Genomic DNA, 26,986 nt, shown 5'->3' with positions numbered 1-26,986 from the left:
CCATCTGGCCGTCGCTGTAGGAGTTCGCGGCGACGATCAGCCCGTTCGCGGCGTCGACGTCGCCGCCGTCGAACTCGACGGGGGCGGCCGGGGTGTCGGCGTCGATCAGCTGGATCCGGAAGTCGTCGAGCACCCGCACCCGGTACGCGTGGCCGTTCACGAGTCCTGCCACGCCGAACCCCGCCGCCGTGTAGTAGACCCGCTGCCCGTCGACGAACCCGTGCTGGCGGGTGAACGTGATGATGTCGCCGGCCGGGTCGACCTGGGCGGCCTCGAACGCGGCTCCCAGCTGGATCTGCGTCGGCGAGACGACGAGCACGCCGTACTTCGCACCGTCGGTCATGCCGCCCACGGCAGTGCCCCCGCTGCGGTCGTACCGCACCGTGGCCGAGTCGTCGAGCGTGTGCGCCCCGGAGAGGGTGATCGTGTTCGACCCGAGGTCGACGCCCGTCACCGCGTCGAACGCGTAGACCGGCGGCGGCGGCGGCGTCGCCGAGTTCTGGTGCGCTGTCAGCGTGACGCCGCCCCCGGCCCGCAGCGTCGTGCCGTTCGCGACCGAAAGGCGCACCGTCGGGAACGTCTCGGCGAGCGCGCTGTTGGACGAGACCGCGAGCGCCGCCGCCGAGAAGTTCTCGGCGAACGACCGCGACACCGGTTGGGCTGCCGCACGCACGTCGATGGCGCCGCTGACGACGATGGGCGTTCCGGCGCCGACGATCGCCTCGGCGACCGGACGCACCCGGGCCCACGCGGCCCCGGAGTCGATCGTGATGGCGCCGATGGCGGTGCTGGCGAGCTTCGCCGTCGCCGAGTCGGACGTCACGGCGTGGACCCCGAGCGATGCGGCCGTCGCGACGGTGGCCGCGAAGTGCGCGAGCGTGGACGAGTCGACGAGCGCCTTGGGCTCGGCGACGCCCACGGTGATCGCGCCGCCGTTGACACCGCCACCGGCCGCCGTCGCGGCGTTGGTCGCGGTGGCGTCGACCGAGATCGCTGCGGCGGGTGCGTGCACCGTCGCCCCGTCGTGGACGCGGGCTCGCGTGACGGCGGTATCGGTGATGAGCGCCTCGGCGCTGGAGATGCTCACCGCGATGACACCGAGGGCGATGCTGCCGGAGGTCGCCGAGACCGACCGGTTCGCCGTCGCCTTGACGGCCAGCGACGTTCCGCCGATCTGGCGCGGCGCGGCATCGGCCACGGCGGCGGCGGCGACGCGGGCCGTCGGCACAGACACCCCGACGACGAGCAGCCCGCCCGAGACCAGGTCGCTCTTCGCGGTCGCCGACGACGTCAGCGCGGTCTCGACGAGGACGGCGCCGGTCGTCGCCAGCACTCCCGTTCCGTACCGCGACGAGACGGCTGCGGAGCCGAAGACCTCGGCGTCGACCACCGAGCCGGTGATGCCGACGAGGGCGATGCCGACGGCCTCGATCGTCGCGTCGGCCTTCGCGTTGCCGACGGCGCGGACCGAGACGCCCGTGGACTCGATGAGGGTGCCGTCGAAGGCCGCCGTGACCGGGGCTCCGATGATGGCTTGCGCGACGACGACGCCCGCCTTGACCGCGCCGCCGCCCGCGCTGTCGATGCCGGTGAGCGCGTGCGTGCCGTCGCGGCTCTCGGCGACGACCGACACCGCGCCCGTCGCGGCGAGCGTCACGCCCGAGGCCACGGAAGCCGTGGTGGCCGCCGACTCGGCGATCGTGGCGGCGGCGACCGTGCCGCTCACGCCGATGATCGCGATCGATGTCAGCTCGGCGGTCGCGTCGACGGCATTGCGCGACGACGCGCTCACCGCGAACGACGTCGACGTCGCGGGACCTGCCGTGAACGACGCCCGGGTCGCGGCGGCGACCGTCGCGCGCGGGAGCAGGCCGTTGATGTCGAGCCCGGCGACCGTGATCTTCTTCATGTCGGTCGCGGCGGTGTTCGCCGACCACGCCGTCACGGCGACCGCGCCGTTGCCGCCGCGGACGTCGGCGGTTCCGGCGGCGACCTCGGCGGTGATCCCGGCCGCATCGGTGACGATCGCCAGCGCCGTGCCGAAGCCGCCGTTGTAGAGGCCGGCCTCGACGTAGGCTGCCGACGCTGTCGCGAGATTGGTGCCGCGGGCCTCGACCGTGAGCCCGTTGCCGACGAGGCCGGCGCGGAGCTCGGCACGCGTGGCGGCGGCGATCGTGGCGCTGATGACGCGGACGTTGGCGTTGATGAGGCCGATGGTCGCGGCATCCGAGTCCACGTCCGCCGTGTTGGCCGCCTGCGCGACCAGCGTCGTCGCGCCGTTCGACCAGACCGGGGAGAAGATCGAGGCCCGGGTCGTCGCCGAGGCCGCGATCTCGGACTCGGCGTAGGCGACACTCACCTGCAGGATGCCGCCGAAGCCGGCGGTGAAGGTCTCGGCCGCCGCGCGGTTGACGGCGGTGCTGCGCACCTCGACCGCGCCGGAGCCCCCGATGACGCTGTACACCTCGGCCGTCGTCCCGCCGCGCAGGTACGCCGTCGCGACGTAGCCGCCGCCCGAGACCAGGCCACCGGAGCCCGCGGTGATGCTCGCGCTCGCGACGTTGCCCGAACCGCCGTCGGTGAGGATGCGCGAGCGTGCGCCGACGAGACCGCTCGAGAACACCGTGCCGAGCTCGATGACCGCCCGCACCACCGCGGCCGAGGCCACCTCGGCGCTCGCCTCGACGCCCTGGCCGCTGCCGAGCAGGCCGATGCCGACCACGAAGGCCTTCGCGAGCGCCTGGTTCTGACCTTCCGCGTCGACGGTCAGCGATCCGGATGTCGCGACATCGGCGCGGAAGATCGCCTCGGTGCGTCCGGTGACGAGTGCCTCGGGGTTCATGAAACTGGCCGAGACGGCCGAGAGGCTGCCGCCCGGTGTGTACGCGTCGGCGCGGTTGCGCGAGGTGGCCCGCATCGCGATGGCGCCGCCGGCCGAGATCCACGAGCCGTCGACGGCGGTCGCCGTCGTCTCGCGCGTGACGGTGGCGTGGGCGAGCGTGACTCCGATGGCGACGGCACCGACCTGCACGTTGACGGTGTCGGCGTCGATGACGTTGCGAGCGTCCGCGATGATCGTCGCCCCGCCGCTCACGTACGCGACGCCTGCGAAGTCCGCCGCCGTGCGACCGGTGATGTCGGCGATCGCGCCGGCGCCGGTGCCGCTGCCGGCGAGGCCTACCGACACCGAGAACGCGGTGACCGGCACCGAGATGTCGGAGACCGAGGTCACGCGCAGTCCGCCGGCCGGGGCGCCGGCCGCGCCGATGTGGACCGCGCCGATGCGGCCGACGGTGTCGCCGCGCACGTCGGCGGTGGCCACCGACGCGCCCGCCGCCGCGAGGGCGATCGCAAGGCCGAGCGAGAGGGGGCGGACGTCGCGGTCGGCCGACGCGTCGGCCGAGACGATTCCGCCCGCCACGGGGACGATCACGCCGTCGTCGATGTGCGCGGTCTGCCGCGCGTCGGTGTCGAGCACGAGGATCTGACCGCCGACCGAGACCGCGCCGACCTGGCCGGTGAAGGCGATCGCCTCGGCGCCCTCGCCGTAGGTGGCGCGCACCGCGACGTCGCCGCCGGCGCGGATGGTCGTGCCGGTCGCCACGCCCGCGTCGACCGTGGAGCGGAGGGTGGCGACGAGGACGGATGCGCCGACCGCGACGACGCCGCCTGTCGCGGATCCGGCGAGGCCGAAGTACGTGTCGCGCGCGTCGGCCGTGACCGACACGGAGCCGCCGGTGAGGATGAACGCCCCGACGCCGATGCGGCTCGTGGTGCCCCGCAGCGGCGGGGGCGACGAGAAGGCGCTGGAGGCGAGCGTGGTGCCGGGGGCGGCCGCCGCGACTCGCGCTCCGGCGGCGTCGATGCCGGCCTGCTTGCGCTGCGCGGTGTTCGTGCCCGACGAGTCGTTCGCGCCGCCGAGGATCGACAGGTACCCGTTGGAGCCGGTGCCCGACGCGTGCTGGTCGGCCTGGCTCTGCGGCGTGCCGTCGGACGACGACAGCGCGTCCTTCTGGCCGCTGCCGTCGTCGTAGCTGCCGGTGGGCTGACCGCCGGCGGTCCACACCGACACCGACGCGGTGACGCCGACGGCGCCGCCGCCGGCGCTGACGGCGTACGTCTGGATGTGTCGCACCGACAGCGCCTGCACGCGCAGGTGCGAGCTGGCCTGGATCGAGGCGTAGTCGCCGATGATCGCGTTCGCGGCGACGTCCACGACGCCGATGTCGACGCCGCCCGCGACGCCCACGAACCCGCCGGCGACACCGCCGCCGATCGTGAAGGTGTCGGTGAGGTCGGTGGCGGTCACCGACACGCTCTGCGGCGCTCCGGCGCCGGCGCGGTCGCCGTTCACGAACGTGCGGTCGCCCGCGGCGCTCTCGATCGCGGCGACCGTCGTGCCGCGGATGAGCGTGACGTTCACCGCACCCGAGACGCCCACGAAGCCCGCGCCGCCCGAGATCGCCATGCCGAACACGCGCTGGCTCGAGGAGGCCAGCACGGCGAGGCCCGACTGCCCGGCGGCCGGGAAGGTGTCGCCGCTGATCGTGCCGAGCGGGATGCCGCCGAGCGACCAGCCGCGCGCGGCACGCGCGTCGACGATGCCACCGACACCGATGGTGGCGGCGGTGTCCTTGACGGCCGACACCACGACCACGCCGGCGCCGACGCCGACGAACCCGACGCCGAGTCCGCCCGAGACGGTGGTGAACCCGGTGCGGTCATCGGCGGCGACGAGGATGTTGTTGCCCGCGTCGAGCGTGACGTGGCGGCCGACGCGCCCATGCGTGTGCGTGTCGAGCACCACCGCGGCGACGGCCGCGGCGACACCTGCGACACCCGCGCCCAGTGCGGCGGCGATCGCCGTGATCTCCTGGCTGCCGACGGCCGAGAGGAGGATGTCGCCCGCTGCGCGCACGATGGCGTCGTCGGCGATGGTGGCATCGACATCGAGCGTGACGATGTCGACGGTGGCGTTGGTCGCGACCCCTGCCATGCCGCCGCCGACGGCGGCCGACACCATCAGCTGGCGGAACACGCCGCCGGCGGCGACGGTGACCGACTGCCACGGAGCAGCGCCGTCGTTCAGGTCGTTCACCCGCGCCAGGCGGCCGATGAAAGCGTCGGTGTCGGCGGTGACGACGTTGACGTTGCCCGCGACGCCGACGCCGGCGGTGGCAGCCACGGCGGCGCTCGCACCCACGGCCAGGATCTCGTCGCTGTTGTTCGCGACGACCGCGACGCCGTAGATCGCGCCGGTGCGCGGAGTGAGGACGCGGATGCCGGTGATCTTGGCGGGGTCGCCGGGTGACTGCATCCCCTGCCGCACGAAGCTGTGCGCGCGGCCGGTGGCGATGGCCGGGTCGAGGTCGATGACCGCGAACGGCGTGCCGCTGCAGCCGGACGCGGCCGGGTCTGCCTGGCACTTGGTGCGAGCGAGCTGGAAGCTGTGGGGGCCGGTCACGACGACGTAATACGTCTCGCCGTCGACGAGGCCGCCGATCGGCGCTCCGCCGTTGGCCGTGTAGGTCACGGCGTCGCCGGTGACCAGCGGGGTGGCGGAGTTGTCGGCCTTGTCCCTGGGCATGTCGTACGGCAGGTTGACGGTGTTCGAACCGCCGTCGACATCGCTCGACGGCGTCAGGTAGGGCGCGATGCGCTCGGGCACGGTGGCCTGATCCGTCGGGAAGATGCGGTGCGACTGTCCGGGTCGGGCGGGCGACGCGAGTGCGATCGGGGCGCCGCCCGAGGTGGCAGTCAGGCGCAGGCGGGTCGGGAACGCCGCGTCGACGATCGCGAAGTACGCGGCGCCGGGCGTCAGGCCGATGATGGCCTGGCCGCCGCCGGTCTCGTACGAGACGCGCTGCCCGTCCTCGATGCCGTGGACGTAGCCGAGCTCGAGCTGGTCGCCGCCGATGATGGCCGTCTGCGGGTTGAACCGGGTGTCGATGTAGTCCACGTCGTAGCCGCCGAGCGCGCCGGTGAGGCCCGAGCCGCCTGCGAGGGCCGTCACGCGCGACAGGTCGCCGATGAAGGCGGTGGTCGTCTTGTTGAGCACCGGCACGGCCGCCGTGAGTCCCACCGAGGCGGTGCCGCTCACGGCGACCGAGCCCGCGACGACGTCCATCGACAGCACCTCGTCGGCCGCGATGCGCGCACTGCCGCCGGCGACGACGACGGCACGGGATGCCGCGCACAGTGCCTCGCTCGGGACCGCTGCGCTGCACACCTCGCCGACGAACGCCTTCGTGACGATCGTGTACACCGACACCGTCGCGTTGGCCGAGACCGCCGCCGTGCCGCCGACGCTGCCGCCGGCCGCGACGCTCGTGACCTTCTCGCCCGACGTGGCGTCGACGGTCACGTCGCCGCCGACCGTGACGAGGGTCTGCGGTGCGATCCACGCCTGCGTGGACTTGTCCACGACCTGCACGTCCGCACCGAGACCGACGCCCGCGGTGCCGCCGACGGCGAGCTGACCCGCGATGCCCCGCAGGGTGGTGTCGTCGGAGGCGGCGATGCGCACGCCGGCCGAGCCGCCCGGGGCGACGCCGTCGACGGTGACGCTGCGGTCGAGGTGTGCGTGGGTGGTGTTGTTCTGCACGCCGACGGTCGCCGCCCCTGCGAGGCCCGCGGTGCCTCCGACTCCGCCGCCGACGGCGACGAGCCACAGGTCCTCGCTCTGCGTGGCGGTCAGCGAGAGGCCGATGCCGCCGCGGGCCCACAGCTCGGCCTCCGGTCCCGCGAAGGCGTCGACGATGCCGGTGCGCACGAACACGACCGACGAGAGACCGAGGCCGGCGGTGCTGGCTGCACCGATCGCACCGGCGAACAGGGTCATGGTGACGGGGTCGGCGGCCGAGATCGTCATCGAGCCCCGCGCGCGCAGCGCGGTGGGCGTCTCGGCGGTGCTGTCGACGAAAGCACGGGTGCCCGGCGCGGCCGCCCCCTGGTTCACGACGAGCACGACGAACGAGCCTGCGATGCCGGCGTCCGACGCCACGCCGCCTCCCGCGACGACCTGCGTGAACTTCTCCCCCGCGGTCGCCATGACCCACACGGACCCGCCGAGGTCGGCGGTCACGCCGCGGCCGACGGACGCCCGCACGTCCTTGTTGTGCACGCCGACGATGAGGGCGAAGCCGACGCCGGCGCTCCCGGTGCTCGCGCCGAGGGCGCCGGCGACGTCGACGAATTCGGTCTGGTCGGAGGCGGTGAACGACAGGTCCTGGGCCGCAGCGCTCGCGATGCCCTGGTTGACCGACGCGGCGTCGCCCAGCCACGCACGGGTGGCGCGATTCACGACATCGACCACGAGGGATCCGCCGACCCCCGCGTCGCCGCCGCCGAGCGCCGCGCCGAGGGCGACGCCCGTGAACGCCGGCAGCTCGATGAGCGGCACATCGGGAGCCGCGAGCGGGACGAGGGATGCCGTGGCCCGTCCGATGATCGCGCCGCCGGCTCGGATGGTGGTCGGGCTCGCGAAGGTCGAGTCGATGTGGGCGAGCGTCGTGGACTCGACGAACTGGACCACGATGCCGGCGCCGACCCCGCTGCCGTTGGTGGTGAGGGCGGCGGAAGCCGCGAGACCCTGCAGGCCCATGGGGTGGGACGCGTCGAGCGAGATGCCGCCGGCGACGACGAGCGTCGATCCGCTCCCGATGACCGCCTCGTTGACGAGGATGAGCACCTGCACGGCGACCGAGCCGGCGACCGCCGCATCGCCCTGGCCGGCGGCCGCGGCGATCGCCCACGCCTGGAAGTCGTTGCGCGCGTCGGCCGGTGTGAGTCCCGTGACCGCGACCGACCCGGCCGTGACGTCCGCGCCGGCGCCGATCGATCCGCGGTTCGTGACCGTCGCGACGTTCAGCCCGACGGCGGCGCCGACGGTGTTCGTGTCGTTCTCGATGCTCCACGAGGTTCCGAGGGCCTTGGCCGCGGCATCCGTCTCGTTCGAAGCGAGCACCGCGAAGACGCCGTCGACGACGATCGTGAGGCCAGGCACGACGGTCGCCAGACTGTCGACCGTGATCCAGTCGACGGCGACGGCCGCGGCGACGCCGACGCCGTCACTGGACTGGCCGGACTGCCCGCCCGCCTGGCTGTTGCCCTGCGCGACGCTGTCGCTCGACGAGGGAAGCGTGCCGCCGAAGCCGCTCGTGGCCGGCGTGCCGCTGAGCTGCTGCTGCGCCTGCTGGTCGGCGTTCCCGTCGTCGCTGCCGCTCTCGGACCCGCCGAGCGTGCCGCGTGCGCTGGCCTTGGCCGAGGCGCTCGCGTGCAGCTCGCTCGAGGCGACGAGCCACAGGGCGCCGGCGGCGATGTCGCGGGCCACCGTGGCCTGCACGTCGATGTCGACGACGTTCACGACGATGATCGCACCGATCGCGACGCTGCCGCCGGCGGCATCCGCATCGCCTTCGACAGTGACCGAGCCGGAGTGGGTCGCGCGCACCATGACCGTGCCGGTCGCGACGAACGGTCGCGGTCCGGGGGTGCCGATGCGGGCCAGCACCACCGGCAGCACGACGTTGATGCCGACCGCAGGGCTCACCGCCGTGCCGCCTTCGGAGCCCGCTGCGACCTCGTTCAGCACGGCGTCGGCGTGGTCGGCCCGGACGGCGATGTCGGCTCCGCCGGTGACGTCGGCGCCGTGCTCGATCTCGGCGCGCGTCACGTCGTCGGAGATGACGTTGATCGCGACGGCCGCCCCGACCCCTGTGCTCGAGCCGCCGCCGTTCGCGTCGGCCTTCGCCTTCGCGGTGTCGGTGCGGCGGTTCTCGGCGGCGACGAGCACGTCGCCGGTGCCGAAGTCCACGCGTGCACTCGACGGGATCCACGCCTCGGTGCTGTCGAAGACGATGTTGAGGGCGACCGCTCCGGCGACGCCCACATCGTCGGAGCCCGCCCCGGCGTTCGCGATCGTCGAGAAGTCGTGAGTGGCGTCAGACCCCAGGGTCGTCATGAGCGCGGCGGCGGTGAAGCCGTTCGCGGCGATCACGGCGTCCTCGCCCACCCATGCGTTGTCGACGAGGAACACCAGGTTCAGCGCGACCGCGGCGCCGACGCCGGCGTCGTCGTGCGCGAGCGCGGTGCCGTTCGCCTCGGCCTTGCTGTCGACCTGCGCCGATGAGATGAGCCAGACGTGGCCGCCGGCGGTGAGCACGAGGGCGTCGGGCAGCCACGCCGTGAAGCTGACGTCGGAGATCGTGAGCGCGACCGCTCCGGCGACCGAGACGCCGCCGTCGCTCGTCGACGCCGAGGGGCTGTCGCTGTTCTGCACGCCCGCCCCGCCCTGGCCGAGGCTGGCGGTGTCCGCGTAGTCACGCTGCTCCTGCACCTGACCGTCGACGCCTCCCGACGGCGCGTCGCCGCTCGACTCACCGGGGGCGCCACTGGCCGATGCCGCCGCGGTCGCGCTGTTGAGCGAGGAGCCGGTCGCCGAGAATGCCATCCAGCCGCCGGACGTGATGCTGCGCCGCGTCGTCGCGAAGACGCTGTCGAACGCGAAGTTCAGCGCGATCGCGACGCCGACGGCGGCGTCGCCGGCGTCGGTGGCCACAGCGCCGGCGGTGGTGCGAGCGGCGGTGTGCTGCATCGCCGAGACGAGGACGTTCCCGGTGACGACGATCGGCCCCGACGCGAGCGAGCCGATGACGGCGGTGGTGCTGACATCCGACACGGTGATCGCGATCGACGGGGTCACGGTCACATCGCCGCCCTTGGCGCCCATGCTCGCCTCGGTGGTGGTGCGGCTGATCGACGACGCCGCGACCGTCAGGTCCTTCGCGCCGGTCAGCGACACCTCGTCGTCGAGGCGTGCGTGCGTGTCGCTGGTGACGAGCGCGAGGGCGAAGGACACGCCGACCCCGGCGTCGCCGGTCGAGACGACGCCTTCGCCGGCCGCGAGGGCCTTGACCGTCGTGTCGATCTTGCTGCCGGCGCCGACGGTGGCGTCGCCGCCGGTCAGGATCACGGTCCCCGAGACCGCCGCGAGGGTGTCGAACCACACCAGCCCGAGCGCGACGGAGCCGGCGACCGAGACCTTGCCGCCGCCCGCCCCGGAGGAGGCGACGGCGCGGATGGTCGACGTGTCGTCGGAGCCGTCGGTCGTGATCGTGGCGAGCACGGCGAGCGCGCGGGCGCGGAGGGTCAGCGTGGCGGGCACGCCCGAGCGGTTGACGACGTCGACGTACGTGATCGCGACACCGGCGCCGATCGCGGCGTCGCCGCCCCGCGAGGCCGACCCGTCGCCGCCGGACGCGGCGTCGGTGTTCTGCGACGACGCGAGGGTTGCGGTGCCGGCGGCGGTGATGTCCGACACCGGGGTTTCGACGATCGAGCGCGCCCACACGGTCGCGATGACGATGCCGATGGCAGCAGCGACGTTGACGGGGCCGGAGCTCGTCTCGGCGTTCGGCGTCTCGGCGCCGCCCGACCCCTCGACGCCGTGGTCGCCCGCGACGTGGTCGGCGTGGTCGCGCTGCCCGGTGACCTGCTCGTCGACCCCGGTGCCTGCGGCGCCGCCTTCGTTTGCGGGGTCTCCGGTGCCGGCGTCCTCGTCGTTCTCCGGCGCGCCCGCCGCGGAGGCGGCGGCCAGCGCGCTCGAGCGCGACCAGCTGAAGGCCTGCATCGTGAGGTCACCGCCCGCGGTGGTGTTGCGTCCGAGCATCGCCGTGACGGTGTGGTTGGCGATCGTGAGCGCCAACCCGACGCCCACTGCGGCGTCGTCGGAGGCGATGGCGGCGGCCGAGGCCGAGTTCTCGGCGGAGGCGTGCTGCGTGGCGCGGATGAGCACGTCACCGGTGGTCGCGAGCACGCCGGCGCCGATGCGGGCGAGGGTGGTGATGTTGGAGAGCACGATCGCGACGGCCGGGGCGATCGCGACCCCGCCGCCCTTGGCGCCCATGCGCGCCTCGGTCGTCGTCGCGTCGACCGCTTCGGCCGTGAGGCCGACGTCGCGGGCACCGGTCACCGCGACGTCGTCCGCGATGAGCGCGGACGTCCGGTGGGTGTCGAGCGTGAGGGCGAAGGATGCGCCGACCCCCGCGTCGCCCGTGCCGCCGGCGCCGTCCCCCACCGGCAGGGCGGTCACGGTGCCCGCGACCGCGCTGCGCGCGAGGAGGGCGACATCGCCGCCGGTGAGCACGAGCGTGCCGTAGACAGCCGCGAGCGTGTCGGTGGTGACGATCGCGACGGCGACCGAGCCGGCGACCGACACGTTGCCGCCGGCCGCTCCGGACGAGGCCGCGGCGCCGAATGTGGAGGTCGCGTCCGAGCCGTCTGCGGTCACAGTCGCCGACAGCGTCACGTCGTGCGCGCGGACCGTGAGGGTCGCCGGCACGGTGGCCCGGTTGATCGTGCTCGAGAGAGTGAGCGCGACGCCGGCCCCGATCGTGGCGTCGCCGTCGCCGGCCGCCGACCCGTCGCCGCCCGAGCGGGCGTCGGTGTTCACGCTCGATGCCAGAACCACCGCGCCCGCCGCGGTGATCGACGACACCGTCGGCTCGACGACTGTCTCGGCGCGGACCGTCGACACGACGATGCCGACGGCGGCTGCGACGCTGACCGGCCCGTCGCTCGTCTCTGCGCTCGGGTTGTCGGCGGCGCCGGAGCTCTCGCCGCCGTTCGCCGTCGAGACGTCGTCGGCGTGGTCGCGCTCGCGCTGCGCGAGCTGGTCGACGCCGGTCCCCGAGTCCCCGCCGGGGTTGCCCGGATCGCCGGAGTCCTCGTTCTCGGGCGCGCCTGCCGCAGACGCCGACGCCAGTGCGCCCGACGCCGAGATGCTCGAGGCGCGCACCACGACGTCGGCGCCCGCCGCGACGTTGCGGGCGAGCGCGCTGGTCGCGCCGTGGTTCGCGAGGGTGAGCGCGAGGGCGACGCCGATCGCGGCATCCACAGCATCCAGCACCGCCGACGACGCGGTCGTGGCGGCGGAGGCCTTCTGGGTGGCGGTCATCGTGAGGCTGCCGGCGATGTTCAGGATGCCGGTGCCGATGCGCGTCCACGTCGTGACGTTCGAGAGGGTCACCGCCACGGCGGGTGCGAGCGCCACGTCGCCTCCCTTGGCGCCCATGCGCGCTTCGGTGACGGCGGCGTCGGTGGCCGTGGCGGTGAGGGTGACGTGCCGTGCGCCGGTGAGGCTCACGGCGTCCGACACCTCGGCGCTGGTGCGGTCGGTGATGAGGTTCAGAGCGACGGAAGCGCCGATTCCGGCGTCGCCGGTCGCGACGACGCCGTCGTCATGGGGCAGCGCCTTGACGGTGCTCGAGACGGAGCTGGCCGCGGTGAGCGCGGTGTCGCCGCCGGTGAGGACGACCGTGCCATCGACCCCCGCGCGCGTGGTGTGGTTCACCACCGCGAGTGCGAACGAGCCGGCGACCGAGATCTTTCCGCCGCCGGCGCCCGAGACGGCCTGGGCGCTCATCGTCGCGGCGGTGTCGGCTCCGTCCGCGGTGACCGTCGCCGTGACGAGCAGGTCGTGCGCCCGGAGCGTGAGCGTCACCGGCACGTCGGCCGTATTCGTCACGTTGGCGAGGGTCAGCGCGACCGCCGCGCCGATGGTCGCGTCGCCGTCGCCTGCCGCCGACCCGTCGGCCGATGATGTCGCGTCGGTGTTGGCGCTCGCGGCGAGCGCGACCGTGCCGGCCGCGGTGACGGCCGTGACGACCGGCTCGATGACCGTGCGGGCCCGCACGGTCGAGATCGTGATGGCGATGGCGGCGGCGACGTTCACCGGACCGTCGCTGGACTCGGCCTGCGGGGCCGCCTGGTCGCCGGAGTCGTCGCCGCCGTTGGCCGTCGCGACGGCGTCGGCGTGGGCCCGCTCGCTCGCCGCGAGCTCGTTGACGCCGGTGCCCGAGGCGCCGCCCGGGTTGGCCGCGTCGGCGGAGTCCTCGTCGTTCTCGGGGGCGCCCGCGGCCGAAGCGGCCGACGTGGCCGACGACGCCGAGATGCTCGACGCCTTCAGCGACACGTCGGCGCCCGCGGTGACGCCTCGGCCGAGGCTGCTCGTGACGACGTGGTTCGCGACAGTGAGGGCGAGCGAGACCCCGATCGCGGCATCCGCGGCTCCCAGCACCGACGAGGACGACGTCGTGGCGGCGGCGGCCTTCTGCGTCGCGGCCATCGTCAGGCTGCCGGCGATGACGAGGGTGCCTGTGCCGATGCGGGTCGTCGTGGTCACGTTCGACAGGGTGATCGCGACCGCCGGGGCCAGCGCGACATCGCCACCGGCGGCGCCCATGCGCGCCTCGGTCACGCCCGCGTCGGTCGCGGTCGCTGTGAGGGTGACGTGACGCGCACCCGTGAGGCTGACGCCGTTCGCGATCTCGGCGGTGGTCCTGTCGGTGATGAGGTTGAGGGCGACGGATGCCCCGAACCCGAGATCGCCCGTACTCGTGACACCCTCGCCGGCCGGCAGCGCCTTGACGGCGCTCGACACGCTGCTCAGGGCGGTGATCGCGGCATCGCCGCCCGTGAGGGCGACAGTGCCGTCGACGCCCGCGCGCGTGGTGTGGTTGACGACAGCGAGGGCGAACGAGCCCGCCACCGAGACGTCGCCGCCACCGGCCCCGGCGACCGACCGGGCCGAGATGGTAGAGGTCTGGTCGGCGCCGTTCGCGGTCACCGTCGCTGAGACGATGAGGTGCTGGGTCGTCACGGTCAGCGTGGCCGGCACGGTCGCCCGGTTCACCGCGTCGACGAGGGTGATGGCGACGGCGGCTCCGATCGTGGCGTCGGATCCCTGCGACGCCGAGCCGTCGGCCGACGACGCGGCGTCGGTGTTGGCCGAGCTGGCGAAAACCGCGGTGGCGCCCGCGCTGACCGACGATACTGCGGGCTCGACGAGGGTCTCGGCGCGCACGGTGGCGAGGGTGATCGCGACACCGGCGGCGGCGTTCACCTCCCCCTGCGACGACTCCGCAGCGGGGGTGGTCGCAGCGCCCGCGCCTTCGCCCCCGTTCTCGGCCGAGGCGACGTCCGCGTGGGTGCGCTCGGCCTCGACGGCGTCGGCGACGCCAGAGCCCGAGCTTCCGCCGCCGCCGGCGGACTCCGGGGCACCGGCGGCAGAGGCCGTTGCGGTCGACGCCGACGACGAGATGCCGATGGCGCGCAGGGAGACGTCGGCCCCCGCGGTGACGCTGCGGCCGAGCGCGCTCGTGACGGTGTGGTTGGCGATGCTGAGGGCGAGCGCGACGCCGATGGCGGCATCCGCCGCGCCGGCGACCGCAGACGAGGCGGTCGTCTGCGCCGACGCGGTCTGGGTGGCGGCCATCGTGAGGCTGCCCAGCAGCGACAGCGACCCGGTGCCGACGCGGGTCCAGGTGGTGACGTTCGAGAGCGTCACCGCGACGGCGGGCGACAGCGCGACATCGCCGCCCTTCGCGCCCATGCGGCCCTCGGTCACCCCCGCGTCGGTCGCCGTCGCAGCGAGTGTGAGATGCCGCGCACCGGCGAGCGTGCCGCCGTCGGCGATCTCGGCGCTCGTCCGGTCGGTGATGAGGTTCAGTGCGACGGATGCCCCGAACCCGAGGTCGCCGGCGTCGGTGACCCCGTCTCCCGCGGGGAGAGCCGAGACCGTGCTCGACACCGTGCTCGCGGCGGTGAGTGCGGCGTCGCCACCGGTGAGGGACGCGGTGCCGTCGATCGCCGCACGCGTGGTGTGGTTCACGACCGCCAGGGCGAACGATCCCGCGACCGAGACGTCGCCGCCGCCGGCGCCCGACACGGAGCGGGCCGAGATCGTGGCGGTCTCGTCGGCGCCGTCCACGGCGACCGTGGACGAGACGATCAGGTCGTGCGCGGTGACGGTGACGCCCGTCGGAACGCTCGCGCGATTGACGACATTCGCGAGGGTGATCGCGACGGCCGCGCCGATCGTGGCATCGGATCCCTGCGACGCGGATCCGTCGGCAGCGGTGGACGCGTCGGTGTTCGCCGCACTGGCGAGCATCGCGGTGCCGCCGGCCATGACCGTGACGGCGGACCCGACGACCGTCTCGGAGCGGACGGTCGCGAGCGTGATGGCGACGGCTGCGGCGGCGTTGACGCCGCCCCGCGAGGACTCGGCCTTCGGCGCCGTGGCGGTGCCGGCGCCGGCGCCGCCGTTGGCGGTCGAGGCCGAATCGGCGTGCGCGCGCTCGGCCGCGACCGCCTGGTCGACGCCGGCGCCCCCTCCCCCGCCTCCGCCGCCGCTCTCGGGCGCGCCCGCGGCCGAGGCGGCAGCCGTCGCCGACGTGACCGAGATGCTCGATGCGTTCAGGCTGACGTCCGCGCCCGCCGAGAGCGACCTGCGCAGCTCGGCCACCACGGTGTGGTTCGCGATCGTGAGCGCCAGACCGACACCGACACCGGCGTCGCCCGCACCGAGCACCGCCGCCGACGCCGTGGTCGAGGCGGCGGCCTTCTGCGTCGCGGTCGAGGTGAGCGAACCGCTCAGCGAGAGCAGCCCGCCCGTGCCGATCCCGGTGGTCGTCGTGACGTTCGAGAGGGTCACGGCGACGGCCGGCGACAAGGCGACGTCGCCGCCCGCGGCGCCCATGCGCGCCTCGGTGACGGCGGTGTCGGCCGCGGCGGCGCTCAGCGTCAGGTGCCGCGCACCGGTCACCGTGGCGCCGTTCGCGAGGTCGGCCGTCGTCTTGTCGGTGATGAGGTTCAGAGCGACGGAGGCCCCGAACCCGAGGTCCCCGGCGCCCGTGACCCCGGCGCCTGCGGGAAGCGCCGTGACCGTGCTCGACACGGCGGCGGCCGCCGTCAGTGCCGCGTCTCCGCCCGAGAGGGCGACCGTGCCGTCGATCCCCGCGCGCGTGGTGTGGTTCACCACGGCCAGCGCGAACGACCCGGCGACCGAGACGTCGCCGCCGCCCGCGCCGGCGACCGACCGCGCCGAGACGGTCGAGGTCTGATCGGCTCCGTCGGCGGTGACGCCCGCCGAGACGATCAGGTCGTGAGCGTTCACGGTCACGCCGGGGGGCACGGACGCCCGGTTCACCACATTCGCCAGGGTGATCGCGACGGCCGCGCCGATCGTGGCATCGGATCCCTGCGACGCCGAGCCGTCAGCCGAGGACGCGGCATCCGAGTTCGCACTGGACGCGAGCATCGCCGTGCCGCCCGCCGTCAGCACGACGCCGGCCGCGACGGAGGTCTCGGCGGCCATCGTCGCAAGCGTGACCCCGACGGCCGCGGCGGCGTTGACGCCGCCCTGCGAGGACTCCGCAGCGGGGGCCGACGCGCCGGCGGCCGAGGCCCCGCCGTTCGCCGCAGAGGTGGACGACGCGTGCGAGCGCTCCGCCTCGACGGCCTGGTCGACGCCGGGGCCGGCCCCTCCCCCGCCCCCGGGGTCACCGGGAGCCCCAGCCGCAGACGCGGCGGCAGTCGACGACGAGGACGAGATGCCGAAGGCCCGCAGACTCGCGTCCCCGCCCGCGGTGACGTTGCGCGACAGGGCCGCGATCACCGTGTGGCCGCTCACCGTGAGCGCGAGTCCGACACCCACGCCCGCGTCGCCGGCCCCGAGCACGGCGGCCGACGCGGTCGTCGCCGCGCGGGCCTTCTGCGTCGCGGTGGCCGAAAGGCTCCGTGCCAGGCTGATCGGCGCGCCGGCGCCCAGCACGACCGCCGTGGCGACCGTCGACAGGGTGACCGCGACGGCCGGCGACAGCGCCACGTCGCCGCCGGACGCGCCCATGCGGGCCTCGGTCACGGCCGCCGAGTCCGCCGCGGCGGAGAGGGTGAGGTCGCGGGCGCCGCTGATCGCGGCTCCCGAAGACACTTGTGCGCTCGTGCGGTCGGTGACGAGGTTGAGGGCGACGGATGCCCCGACCCCGAGATCGCCCGCGTCGGTGACGCCGGCGCCTGCCGGCAGCGCCGACACGGTGGAGGTAACGACGCTCGCGGCGCTGACGACGACATCGCCGCCCGTCAGCGCGACGTCTCCGTCGAGCGCGGATAGCGCGGTGTGTGCGACGACCGCGAGCGCGAACGACCCCGCGACCGACACCTTGCCGCCGCCTGCTCCTGCGACCGACCGCGCGCCGAACGCGGAGGCGGTGTCGGCACCGGCGGGCTGCACACCCGTCTGCAGCGTCAGATCGTGCGCGGCGACCGAGGCGCCGACGGGCACGATCGCGCGGTTCACGACGTCGGCGAGCGTCAGCGCCACGGCGGCGCCGATGGTGGCGTCGGCACCCTGCGACGCCGATCCGTCCGCCGCCGACGTGGCGTCGACGTTCGCGAGCGAGGCGAGCGAGACGAGGCCGGCCGAGGTCACCGTGATGCCGCTCGCGAGACGCGATTCGGCCCGGGCTGTGGTGAGCGTCACCGCGACGGCGGCGGCCGCGTTCACCCCTCCCTGAGACGATTCGGCCTTGGGGGCGGCGGCCGGGCCGCTGGCGGCACCCCCGTTGGCCGTCGCCACGCCGTCGGCGTGCGAACGCTCGGCGGCGACGGCCTGGTCCACTCCGGTTCCCGCCGCTCCGCCGGGGTTGCCGGCGTCGCCCGAGTCCGCCGGGTTCTCGGGCGCGCCACCCGCCGAGGCGGTGGCGCTGGACGTGGCGGTGGACGTGAGGAACGTCGCCAGCGTCACCGCGCCGGCGGCGTTGAGGCTGCGGGCGAGTTCGGTGAGCGACGAGTGGTTCGCGATCGCGATCGCGACGGCGAGGCCCACCGCGGCATCGCCGGCGGCGAGCGCTGACGACGACGCGGTCGCCGTCGCGGTGGCCTCCAGGACCGCATCGAGATCGACGGCCCCCGCGACCGTGACCAGCGCACCCGTGCCGATCCGCGCGGTCGAGGCGATCGTGGAGAGCGCGACGGCGACGGCAGGCGACAGCGCGACGTCACCCCCGGCGGCGCCCATGCGCGCCTCGGCCGATGTGGAGCTGCGGCCCGAGGCCAGCAGGGTGACCGACCCGGCTCCGGTGACGGCCGCGTCGTTCGCGATCTCGGCGGTCGTGCGCGACGTGACGATGGCCAGTGCGACGGATGCCCCGATTCCGAGGTCTCCGGCATCCGTCACGCCCGCTCCGGCCGGCAGAGCCGCGACGGCGGTCGTCGTGCGCGTCACCGCGTCGGAGGTCAGCGCGCCGCCGGTGAGAGCGGCGGTGCCCTCGACCCCGGAGCGCACCGTGTGGTTGACGATCGCCAGAGCGAACGACCCGGCGACCGAGACGCTGCCGCCGCCCGCCCCGGCGACGGAGCGCGCGCCGAAGGCGGAGGCGTCGTCGCCGTCCGTGACGACGGTCGCCGTCGTCGTGAGCGCCCGCGCGGCGATCGTCGCGCCGACGGGTACCACCGCGCGGTTGACGACGTCGGCCAGGGTGATCGCGACCGCCGCGCCGATGGTGGCGTCGGAGCCCTGCGACGCCGACCCGTCGGCGGACGAGGCGGCATCGGTGTTCGTACCGGTGACCAGGCTCACCGTGCCGCCCGAGGTCAGCACGACGCTGGAGGCCAGCGCGGACTCGGCGCGCACGTCGGCGAGCGTGACGGCGACGGCAGCGGCGGCATTGACGCCGCCCTGCGACGACGACGCGCTCGGCGCCGCGGCGCTGCCCGCTCCCGCCCCGCCGTTCGCCGCCGACGCCGCCGACGCGTGGGTGCGCTCGGCCTCGACCGCCTGGTCGACGCCCGCCCCGCCGCCACCGCTGCTGGAATCTTCGGGTGCGCCTGCGGCGGACGCCGATGCGGTGGAGCTGGAGGACGAGACGCCGGTCGCCTGCAGCTGGGCCCCGACGGCCGCCGAGGCGCTGCGGGCGAGCGCCGCGGTGACCGTGTGCTGCGAGATCGCCAGCGCGAGCGAGAGCCCGATGCCGGCGTCGCCCGCGGCGAGCACCTGCGAGGAGGCGATCGCGGCCGCCGTCGCGCGCTGTGTTGCCGTCTCGCCGAGCGAACCGCTCAGGGTGAGGAGCGCACCCGTGCCGACGCGCGCGCTCGTCGTGACGGTGGACAGCGTCACCGCCACGGCGGGCGCCAGGGCGACGTCACCGCCGCGGGCGCCCATGCGCGCCTCGGCGGTGGCCTCTCCGCGCCCGTCGGCCGAGATCGTGAGGTCCCGCGCCCCCGACAGCCCGCCGCCGTCGGCGAGCTCGGCGACCGTCGACTGCGTCACGAGCGCCAGCGCGACGGCCGCGCCGACGCCCAGGTCTCCGGCGCCGGTCACTCCGACTCCTGCCGGCAGGGCCGCCACCGTGGTGACGGTGCGGCTGCCGGCGCTCACGATCGCGTCGCCCGCTGCGAGCGCGGCCGAGCCCGCGATCGCGGCGCGCGTCGTGTGGTTGACGACCGCCAGCGCGAACGAGCCCGCGACCGACACCTTGCCGCCGCCCGCGCCGGCGACCGCGCGTGAGCCGGAGGTCGAGACGCCGTCACCGCCGGGGGCCGAGGCATCCGCGCGCACCTGGAGGCTCACGGCCGACACGGATGCCCCCGCGCCGAGCTCGGCGAGGTTGTGCACGGTGGCGAGCGTGATCGCGACAGCGGCGCCGATCGTGGCGTCGGCGCCCTGCGACGCCGACCCGTCAGCCGACGAGGAGGCGTCGGTGTCGGCACGCGAGAGCAGGGTCACGGCGCCCGCCGAGGTGACGACGACACCGGGGCTCAGCTGGATGCTGTTGGCGACGGTCGCGAGAGTGACCGCGACCGCTGCGGCGGCGTTGACACCGCCCTGCGACGAGGAGGCGCTGGGCGTGCTCGCGGCGCCCGTGCCGGCTCCGCCGTGAGCCGTCGAGGCGGCACCCGCGTGTGCGCGCTCCGCGGCGACGGCGTCGTCCACGCCCGATCCGGCGGCACCGCCCGGGTTGCCCGGGTCGGACGAGTCGGCACCGTTCTCGGGCGCTCCGCTCGCGGACGCCGTCGCGGTGGACGTGGATGCCGACAGCACGCGGGCCTCGAAGACCGCGCTGGCCGCTGTCGCGCTGCGGGCGAGCTGGACGGCGCTCGAGACACCCGCGATGGTCAGCGCCAGCGACAGGCCGACGCCGGCGGTGCCCGCGCCGAGCACGATGGCGCCGGACGTGCTCGAGGAGATCGAGCGCTGCGAGGCGAAGAGCGACAGCGCGCCGGTCAGCGTGGTCGCGGCGCCCGAGCCGATGCGGGCGATGGTGGTGGGAGTCGCGAGGGTCACGGCGACCGCGGGCGCCAGGGCGACCTTGCCGCCCGCCGCGCCCATGCGGGCTTCGCTGCGCACCTCCGCGTCGCCCGTCGCCATCACGGTGAGGTCGGTGGCGCCGGCGAGGCTCGCCCCGTCGGCGAGCTCTGCGCGGGTCCCGGCGGTGACCGCCGCGAGCGCGAACGAGGCGCCGAGACCCAGGTCTCCGGCATCCGTCACTCCCTGCCCGGCCGGCAGCGCCTTCACCGAGGCGGCGAGCACGCTCGCGGCGCTGATCGCCACCGCGCCGCCGACGGTCGCCGTCCCCTCGAGCGCGGCGCGCACGTCGTGGTTCGCGATGAGGATCGCGACGGAACCTGCCACCGAGACCTTGCCGCCGCCGGCGCCGGCGACCGACTCCACGGTGAGGCGCGACACCGGGTCCCCCGGCTCTTCGAGCGCGCGCGCGGCGATCGTGAGCTGTCCGGCGACGATCGTCACCCCGGCGGGCACGATCGCTGTCGCGTCCGCGTCGACGAGGGCGAGGGCGACCGCCGCACCGATCGTGGCATCGGCGCCCTGCGAGGCCGAGCCGTCGGCGCGGACCGTCGCATCGGTGTCGGCAGCGGTGTCGAGGCGCACGAGCTGGGTCGCCGTCACGGTGATGCCGGGTGCGAGATCGACGCTCGCGCCGATCGTCGCGACGAGGAGCGCGACGGCGGCTGCGGCGTTGACCCCGCCCTGCGACGTCTGGGCGGCGGGCGCCGCGGCGCTGCCGGTGCCGGCGCCGCCGTGCGCGCCCGAGACGGCATCCGCGTGGTCGCGTTCGGCCGTGACCGCGGCGTCGACGCCGTTGCCGGCGGCCCCGCCGGGGTTGGACGCGTCGCCCGAGTCCGCGGCGTTCTGCGGCGCGCCGGCGGTGGACGCGGTGGCGTTCGCGGTCGCGTCCGACGTGGCGTGCGACATCAGGTCGACCTGCCGGGCGGTGAGGCTCCGAGCGAGAGCCGTTCGGGTCGCATGGTTCGCGAACGTCAGCGCCACGGCCGCGCCGATGCCGGCATCGCCTGCCCCCACGACGATCGCGCCGGCAGTGGACCCTGCGGTGGCCTTCTGCACCGCCGCGACCTGTACGGCTCCGCTCGCCGTGATGAGGGAACCCGCCCCGATGCGGGCGAGCGTCGACACGTTGGAGAGCGTCACGGCGACCGCGGGGACGACCGCGACCCCGCCGCCGGAGGCACCCATCCGCGCCTCGGTGGTGGAGGTGCTCGTGCTGCTCGCGAGAACGGTGAGGGCCGTGACCCCGGGCAGGTCGCCGCCGTCGCCCACTCCGGCGCGGACGGCCACCGTCACGAGCGCGAGCGCGACCGCGGCGCCGAGACCGAGGTCGCCCCCGTCGGTGACGCCCTGACCGGCGGGCAGTGCGGCGACGTTGGTGGCGGAGTCCGCTTCGGACGAGACGGTGACCGCCCCGCCGCCCGCGACCCCGTCCACCGTTGCCGTCGTGATGCGGTCGACGATCGCCAGCGCGAGGCTGCCCGCGACCGAGACCTTGCCGCCCCCCGCACCGGCGATCGAGCGGGCGCCCGTCGTCGACGTGGTGTCGGCGCCGTCGGCGGCCGTCGCGGCCCGGAGGGTTGTGGTGGGTGCGGTGACACTCGCGCCCGCCGCGATCGCGGCGCGGCCCGTGAGCGTGGCGAAGGTCAGAGCGACGGCGGCGCCGATGGTGGCATCCGTGCCCTGCGACGCCGAGCCGTTCGCGTCGGAGGCGGCATCGGTGTTCTCTCCGGCGGTGATCGCGACGGCGCCGCCCGCGGTGACGATCGCACCCGGACCGACGGATGCCTCCACCGCCGCAGTGACGATGGTCACGGCCACCGCGGCGGCGGCGTTGATCCGGCCCTGCGAGGTCGAGGCGCTGGGTGTGGCCGCGGTGCCCGATCCGGATCCGCCCGCCGCCGTGGCGACGCTGCCGGCGTGGTCGCGCGCCCCGGACACGGCCGCGTCGACGCCACCGCCTGCCGCACCGCCCGGGTGGGACGCATCCCCCGAGTCAGCCGGGTTCTGGGGTGCGCCCGCCGCGGACGCGCCCGCGGCGGACGTCGAGGATGAGACCGAGGCCGCACCGAGGGTCACGGCCCCGCCGAGCGTCGCGCTGCGGCCGAGGGCGGCGCGCGCCGTGTGGGTCGACACCGTGATCGCGAGGCCCAGCCCGGCAGCGGTGCCGGCCGACGTGCCGGTCGCCGCCCGCGCCTCGGTCGAGGACGTCGCTCGCTGCGCGGCACTCACGAGAAGAGCGCCCGTCATGGTGATCGCGGGGCCGGCGCCGATTCCCGCCGCGGTGGAGACGGACGACAGGGTGACCGCGACGAAAGGGGCCACCGCGGCGTCGGCGCCGCGCGCCGCACCCTGGGCGACGGCGGATGCGGCATCCGCGGTGCTCGCGGTGATGCTGATGTCGTCGGCACCGGTGACCGTGGCGCCGTCCCCGATGGCGGACCGCGTGTGGTGGTCGACGCTGGTGAGGGCGAACGCGGCGCCGAGGCCCGTGGTGGGCGTTCCCACCCCGGCATCGGCCAGGAGCGCCCGGGTCTGCGCCTGCGCTGCCGACGAGGCCGAGATCGTGAGCGATCGATCGGCGCCGGTCAGGTTCACGGCCGAGCCGGTGGCCAGTCCCGCGGAAGCGCTGAGGACGATGACCGAGATGGCGACGGATCCGGCGACTCCGAGATCGCCTCCGGATCCCTGCCCGGCGGTGGCGGTGGTGGTGAAGCGGTGCGAGGCGTCGGATGCGCCTGCCGCGTTCTGCGGGGCGATGCCCGCGATGAGCTGGAGCGTGTCAGCGGTGATGCTGGTGGAGGGGCCGACCTCCGCGCGGACGGTGACATCCGCGAGGGTGATCGCGACGGCCGCTGCGATCGTGGCATCGCTCGGAGGGCCGCGGGTCGCGGGCGAGCCCGTCGCCGTGGACGCGGCCGACAGATTGCCGAGCGCCTCGAGCCTCACCGTCGGCGCGACGAGGGCGATGCCGGACACCGACGCGTCGGCGCTGAGCTGGTGGATCGTGAGGGCGAACGCGGCCGTCACCGTGACGTCGCCTTGCGGCGCGCTCGGTGTCGGGATCGGCGTCGAGCCGCTGCCGCCGGTGCCGTCCCCCGCCGCGCCCGCCGCCGGAGCCACGCCGTCGGCCCACGTGCGGGCGTCGGTCGCCTGTGCCGCAGGCGTCTGCGCCGACGGCGAGCCGTCGGCGGGTGCGCCGGTCGCCGACGCCGACGCGGTCGTCGCCGACGACGCCATGCCGACCGCCTTCAGCAGGATCGCCGCGGCGGTGAGGTCGCGCGCCAGCTCGGAGCGGACGGCGTGGTCGGCGAAGGTCAGGGCGATCACGGTGGAGACGGCGGCGCCGTCCTCGGCGCTGACGTTGCCGGTCGCCGTCGTCACCACCGGCGCCACCTGGGTCGCGGTCGAGCGGTATGCGCCCGTGAGCACGAGCGGCGAACCGCTGCCCAGCCGCGCGAGCGTCGTGACGTTCGAGATGTTGACGGCCATGACCGTCGAGACGGCGGCGGACGAGGCGACGCCGCCCTGCGCCTCGGCCGTCGCGGGCGACGTCGACTGCGCCGCCAGGGTCAGGTCGGCCGCACCCGTGAGGGTGGCGCCGTCGCCGACCTCGGCGATCGCACGGTCGTTCGCGACGTTGAGCGCGATGCTGGCGCCGATGCCCGTCGTGGCGCCGGCGATGGTGCCGGGGAGCGCGCGGGCGATGGTGTCGTTGTCGCCGGTCGCGGCGAAAGCGAGATCGGCTCCGGGAGCCGTCACGGTGACGCCGGCGAGGATTGCTGCTCGCGTGAGGAAGCTCGCGACGTTGACGGCGAGCGCGCCCGCGGCTCCGACGACGGACGCGCCGCCCGCGCCCGACACCGACTGAGCGCGGTACTCGTTGACGCCGGCGGCGGTGCGCGGCGCGGCGGTGGCGGATGCCGTGACCCCCGTCGCCGTGAACGCGACGTTGCCGATGCGGGCCTCCGTGCGGGCGCCGGCGAGGTTGACCGAGACGCCGACCCCCACGCCGGTCGCGGAGCCGCCGACGGCCGAGCCGTCGGCCTCGGTCACCGCAGACCCGGACGAGATCGCGGCGACGGTGACGCCGGAGCCGCCGGCTGTCACCGCGAGCGGCGAGGCGCCCCCGACCGAGGCGACGGTCTCCTGGTCGAGGTCGGAGAAGGCCAGCGCCCCCGCGACGCCGATCGAGCCGCCGGGGGCCGAGGCGAAGCCGCCCGGCTGCGACGCGGTCGCGGTGGTCGCGCTGGGCGATGTGCCGTTGGCCGTCGCGCCGCCGGGGCTCGCGGTCGCCTTCGTGAGGAGCGTGTGCGTCGAGTCGGCGGTGACGGTGAGCGCACCGCCCGAGACGATGCCGGCCGGCGCCGTGCTGTCGATCTCCGCAGAGGTGCGGGTCGTCGCATCCGTCGTCGCGATCGCCGCGCCCGCCGTCGCCGCGGTCGCGTCCGCCGTGGTCGTCGCGGTCGTCACCGTCTTGGCCGAGAGGCTGACTGCGCCGCCGGCCTGGACCGAGGAGGTGCCGGTGATCCGGGTGACGGCCGAGTTGTCGATGGTGGCGTGGGCGACGGCCGCGTCGATCGCGGCATCCGTTCCCGTCCCCGTCGAAGTCGTGACCAGGCTCGCGGTCGACGAGCTCGAGAGCGATACCGCCCCCTGCGCCTCGATCCGTGAGGCACCGGCCAGCTGCACGAGCGCCGCGGCGACGCTCTCGCCGAGCGCGAGGCCGATTGTGGCGCCGGCGTCCGGGGTGTTGACCGCGGTGGCCGTCGCGCTGACGCTGCCCCCGCGGACGATCGCGTCGGTGAGGATGACCTCGGCCCGCGCCGGGGTGTCGCCGGTGGTGGTCGATGTCGCGGTGAGCGTGACGTCCGCGAGGCCGGCGTCCAGGACGCCGCCCGCGCCGATCAGGACGCGCGTCGCCTCGAAGCGGAACGTGACGCCGTGGAAGGTCAGGACTCCCACGATGCGGATGGTCGCGCCCTTGCCGGTGCCCTTGACGATGAACGAGCCCAGCGGCCGCACCGAGTGCGACTCGAAGGCGTTGGCGAGGCTGCGGACGAGGATGTAGCCGACGTTGGTCGTGTCGGCCGAGACCTCGATCGTGTCGTCGTCGGTCGCGTCGGCGAAGTCGAAGTCGGTGACGTCGGCCGGGCCCACCGGCTCGAGGCCGTCGTAGACGATCGTGCTGCCGCCGACCACGATCGAGCCCGACTGGGAGCCGGTCGGGCGCGACGTCATCGCCGAGTGGGCTCCGCTGAAGCGGAGCACGTCGTAGCCGCCGGCACCGCCGTCGACCCGCCCGATGCCCCCGCCCGGTGCCACCACGAAGTCGTCGCGGTTGCCGGCGGCGCCCTGCAGCACGTCGAAGCCCGAGAAGCGCTGGCCCGCGACGGTGCCCGTGCGGACCCCGTCGATCTGCCAGGTGGTGTCGGCCGCCGGACCGCGCAGCACGTGACCGCCGCCGACGGCGACGAGCTGGCCGACGCCCGAGAACGCGACGGCCCCGACCGAGCCGGCACCGGCGCCTGCGGAATTCCAGGTGACATTCGAGCCGCTCACGGCGAGCGAGGATGCCGAGGTGACCGTGACCGGGATGGCGAGCGAGGCGGGAAGGCTGACACGCCCGCCCGCGGAGATCGTGAGGGCGGTGACGGATGCCGCGGACCGCCGTGTCGTGACGCCGTCGGCGACGACCACCAGGTCGACGCCGTCGACCGACACCGACACGTCTCCTGCCGCCGACAGCTGCCACGGTCCGGGCTGCTCGGCCGTCGGTGCGGCCGGCTCCGCCAGAGCGGCAGGCGTGTCCGATGCGACCGGCTCCGTGCTGGTCGTGGCGCCGGCGGCGGGCGCCTCGGGCTCTTCCGAGGTCTCGGCGTCCGGCGCCGCGGGAGCATCAGCGGGTGCCGGCTGCTCGGCCAGTGCCGGAAGCTGCTCCGCCTCGGGCTGCAGGGCGGACGCATCGCCGGCGGCGCTGTCGCCGAGGGGCTGAACGTCGCCCGCACCCGCCTCGGACGCCGCAGGGGCTTCCGCGGGAGCCTCCTCGCCGGCGCCCGCGGTCGCGTCGAAGGGCCGCACCGACAGCATCGCCGGGGCGCCGGAGACGCCCGTGCCAGCGGCTTCGGGCTGGCTCTCGCCCGATGAGGGATCGGGTGTCGGCTCCGGCTCGGGCGTCGGCGTGGGGGACGGCGTCGGTGTCGGCGTCGGTGTCGGGATCGGCGGCGTCGGCGGCTCCGGCGGGTCGGGAGGCTCGGGAGGCGTCGGCAGGCCCGGGATGTTCGGCGCCGGCGGGGCGGCCGGGCCGCTTCCGATCGAGCCCGGATTCACCGTCCCGGGTCCGCACGTGAGGCTCGTGCTGCTGGTGCTCGTGGTCGACGAGTTCGTCGTGCTGCCGCCTGCCTGCGGCGTCGAGCCGGTCGAGACCTGCTGGCAGTTCGGGCCGAACGGCGATGCGGGCGGCACGGCCGCGGCGGGCGGCACGACGACGACGGTCACCGTGGTCCGCGTGCGCGGAGTCGTCACGGTGACGGGAGCGATGGGGGCGACGGGGGCGACGGCAGGCGGCTGCTCGACCGGGACGAGCTCGGGAGCGGGAGGGCCGCTGAGGTCGGCGGGCGTGAAGACGATCGGCGGACGCGCGGGTGCCACCGGCGTCGCGTCCGCCCGAGCGGGGGCGGCGGCTGCAGGAAAAGCCCAGGTCAGCTGCGAGAGGACGAGCGAGGACGCGACGATCACCACGACCGCGGCCTTCCGCCGGCCGTGCACGACCGAGGCCGCCACGTCGTCGACGCCACGGCTCTCTCGCCCAACCCCGAACCCGGGGGACCTCCGTCTCAT

1 protein-coding gene (running past one end of the window) is annotated in these 26,986 nt (G+C 75.2%); it reads right to left on the bottom strand.

The annotated features are described in order from the left end of the window. Positions 1 to 26,986, bottom strand: partial view of a hypothetical protein gene (locus RS82_RS14665; protein WP_157005613.1) — the 5' portion only. 5,759 nt of this gene lie to the left of the window's left edge; only the first 26,986 of its 32,745 coding nucleotides appear in the window; it begins with the start codon at positions 26,984 to 26,986; its stop codon lies beyond the left edge, outside the window.

Source organism: Microbacterium trichothecenolyticum (genome assembly GCF_000956465.1).
Lineage (GTDB): Bacteria > Actinomycetota > Actinomycetes > Actinomycetales > Microbacteriaceae > Microbacterium > Microbacterium trichothecenolyticum.
This window is presented reverse-complemented; position numbering and strand designations above follow the sequence as displayed.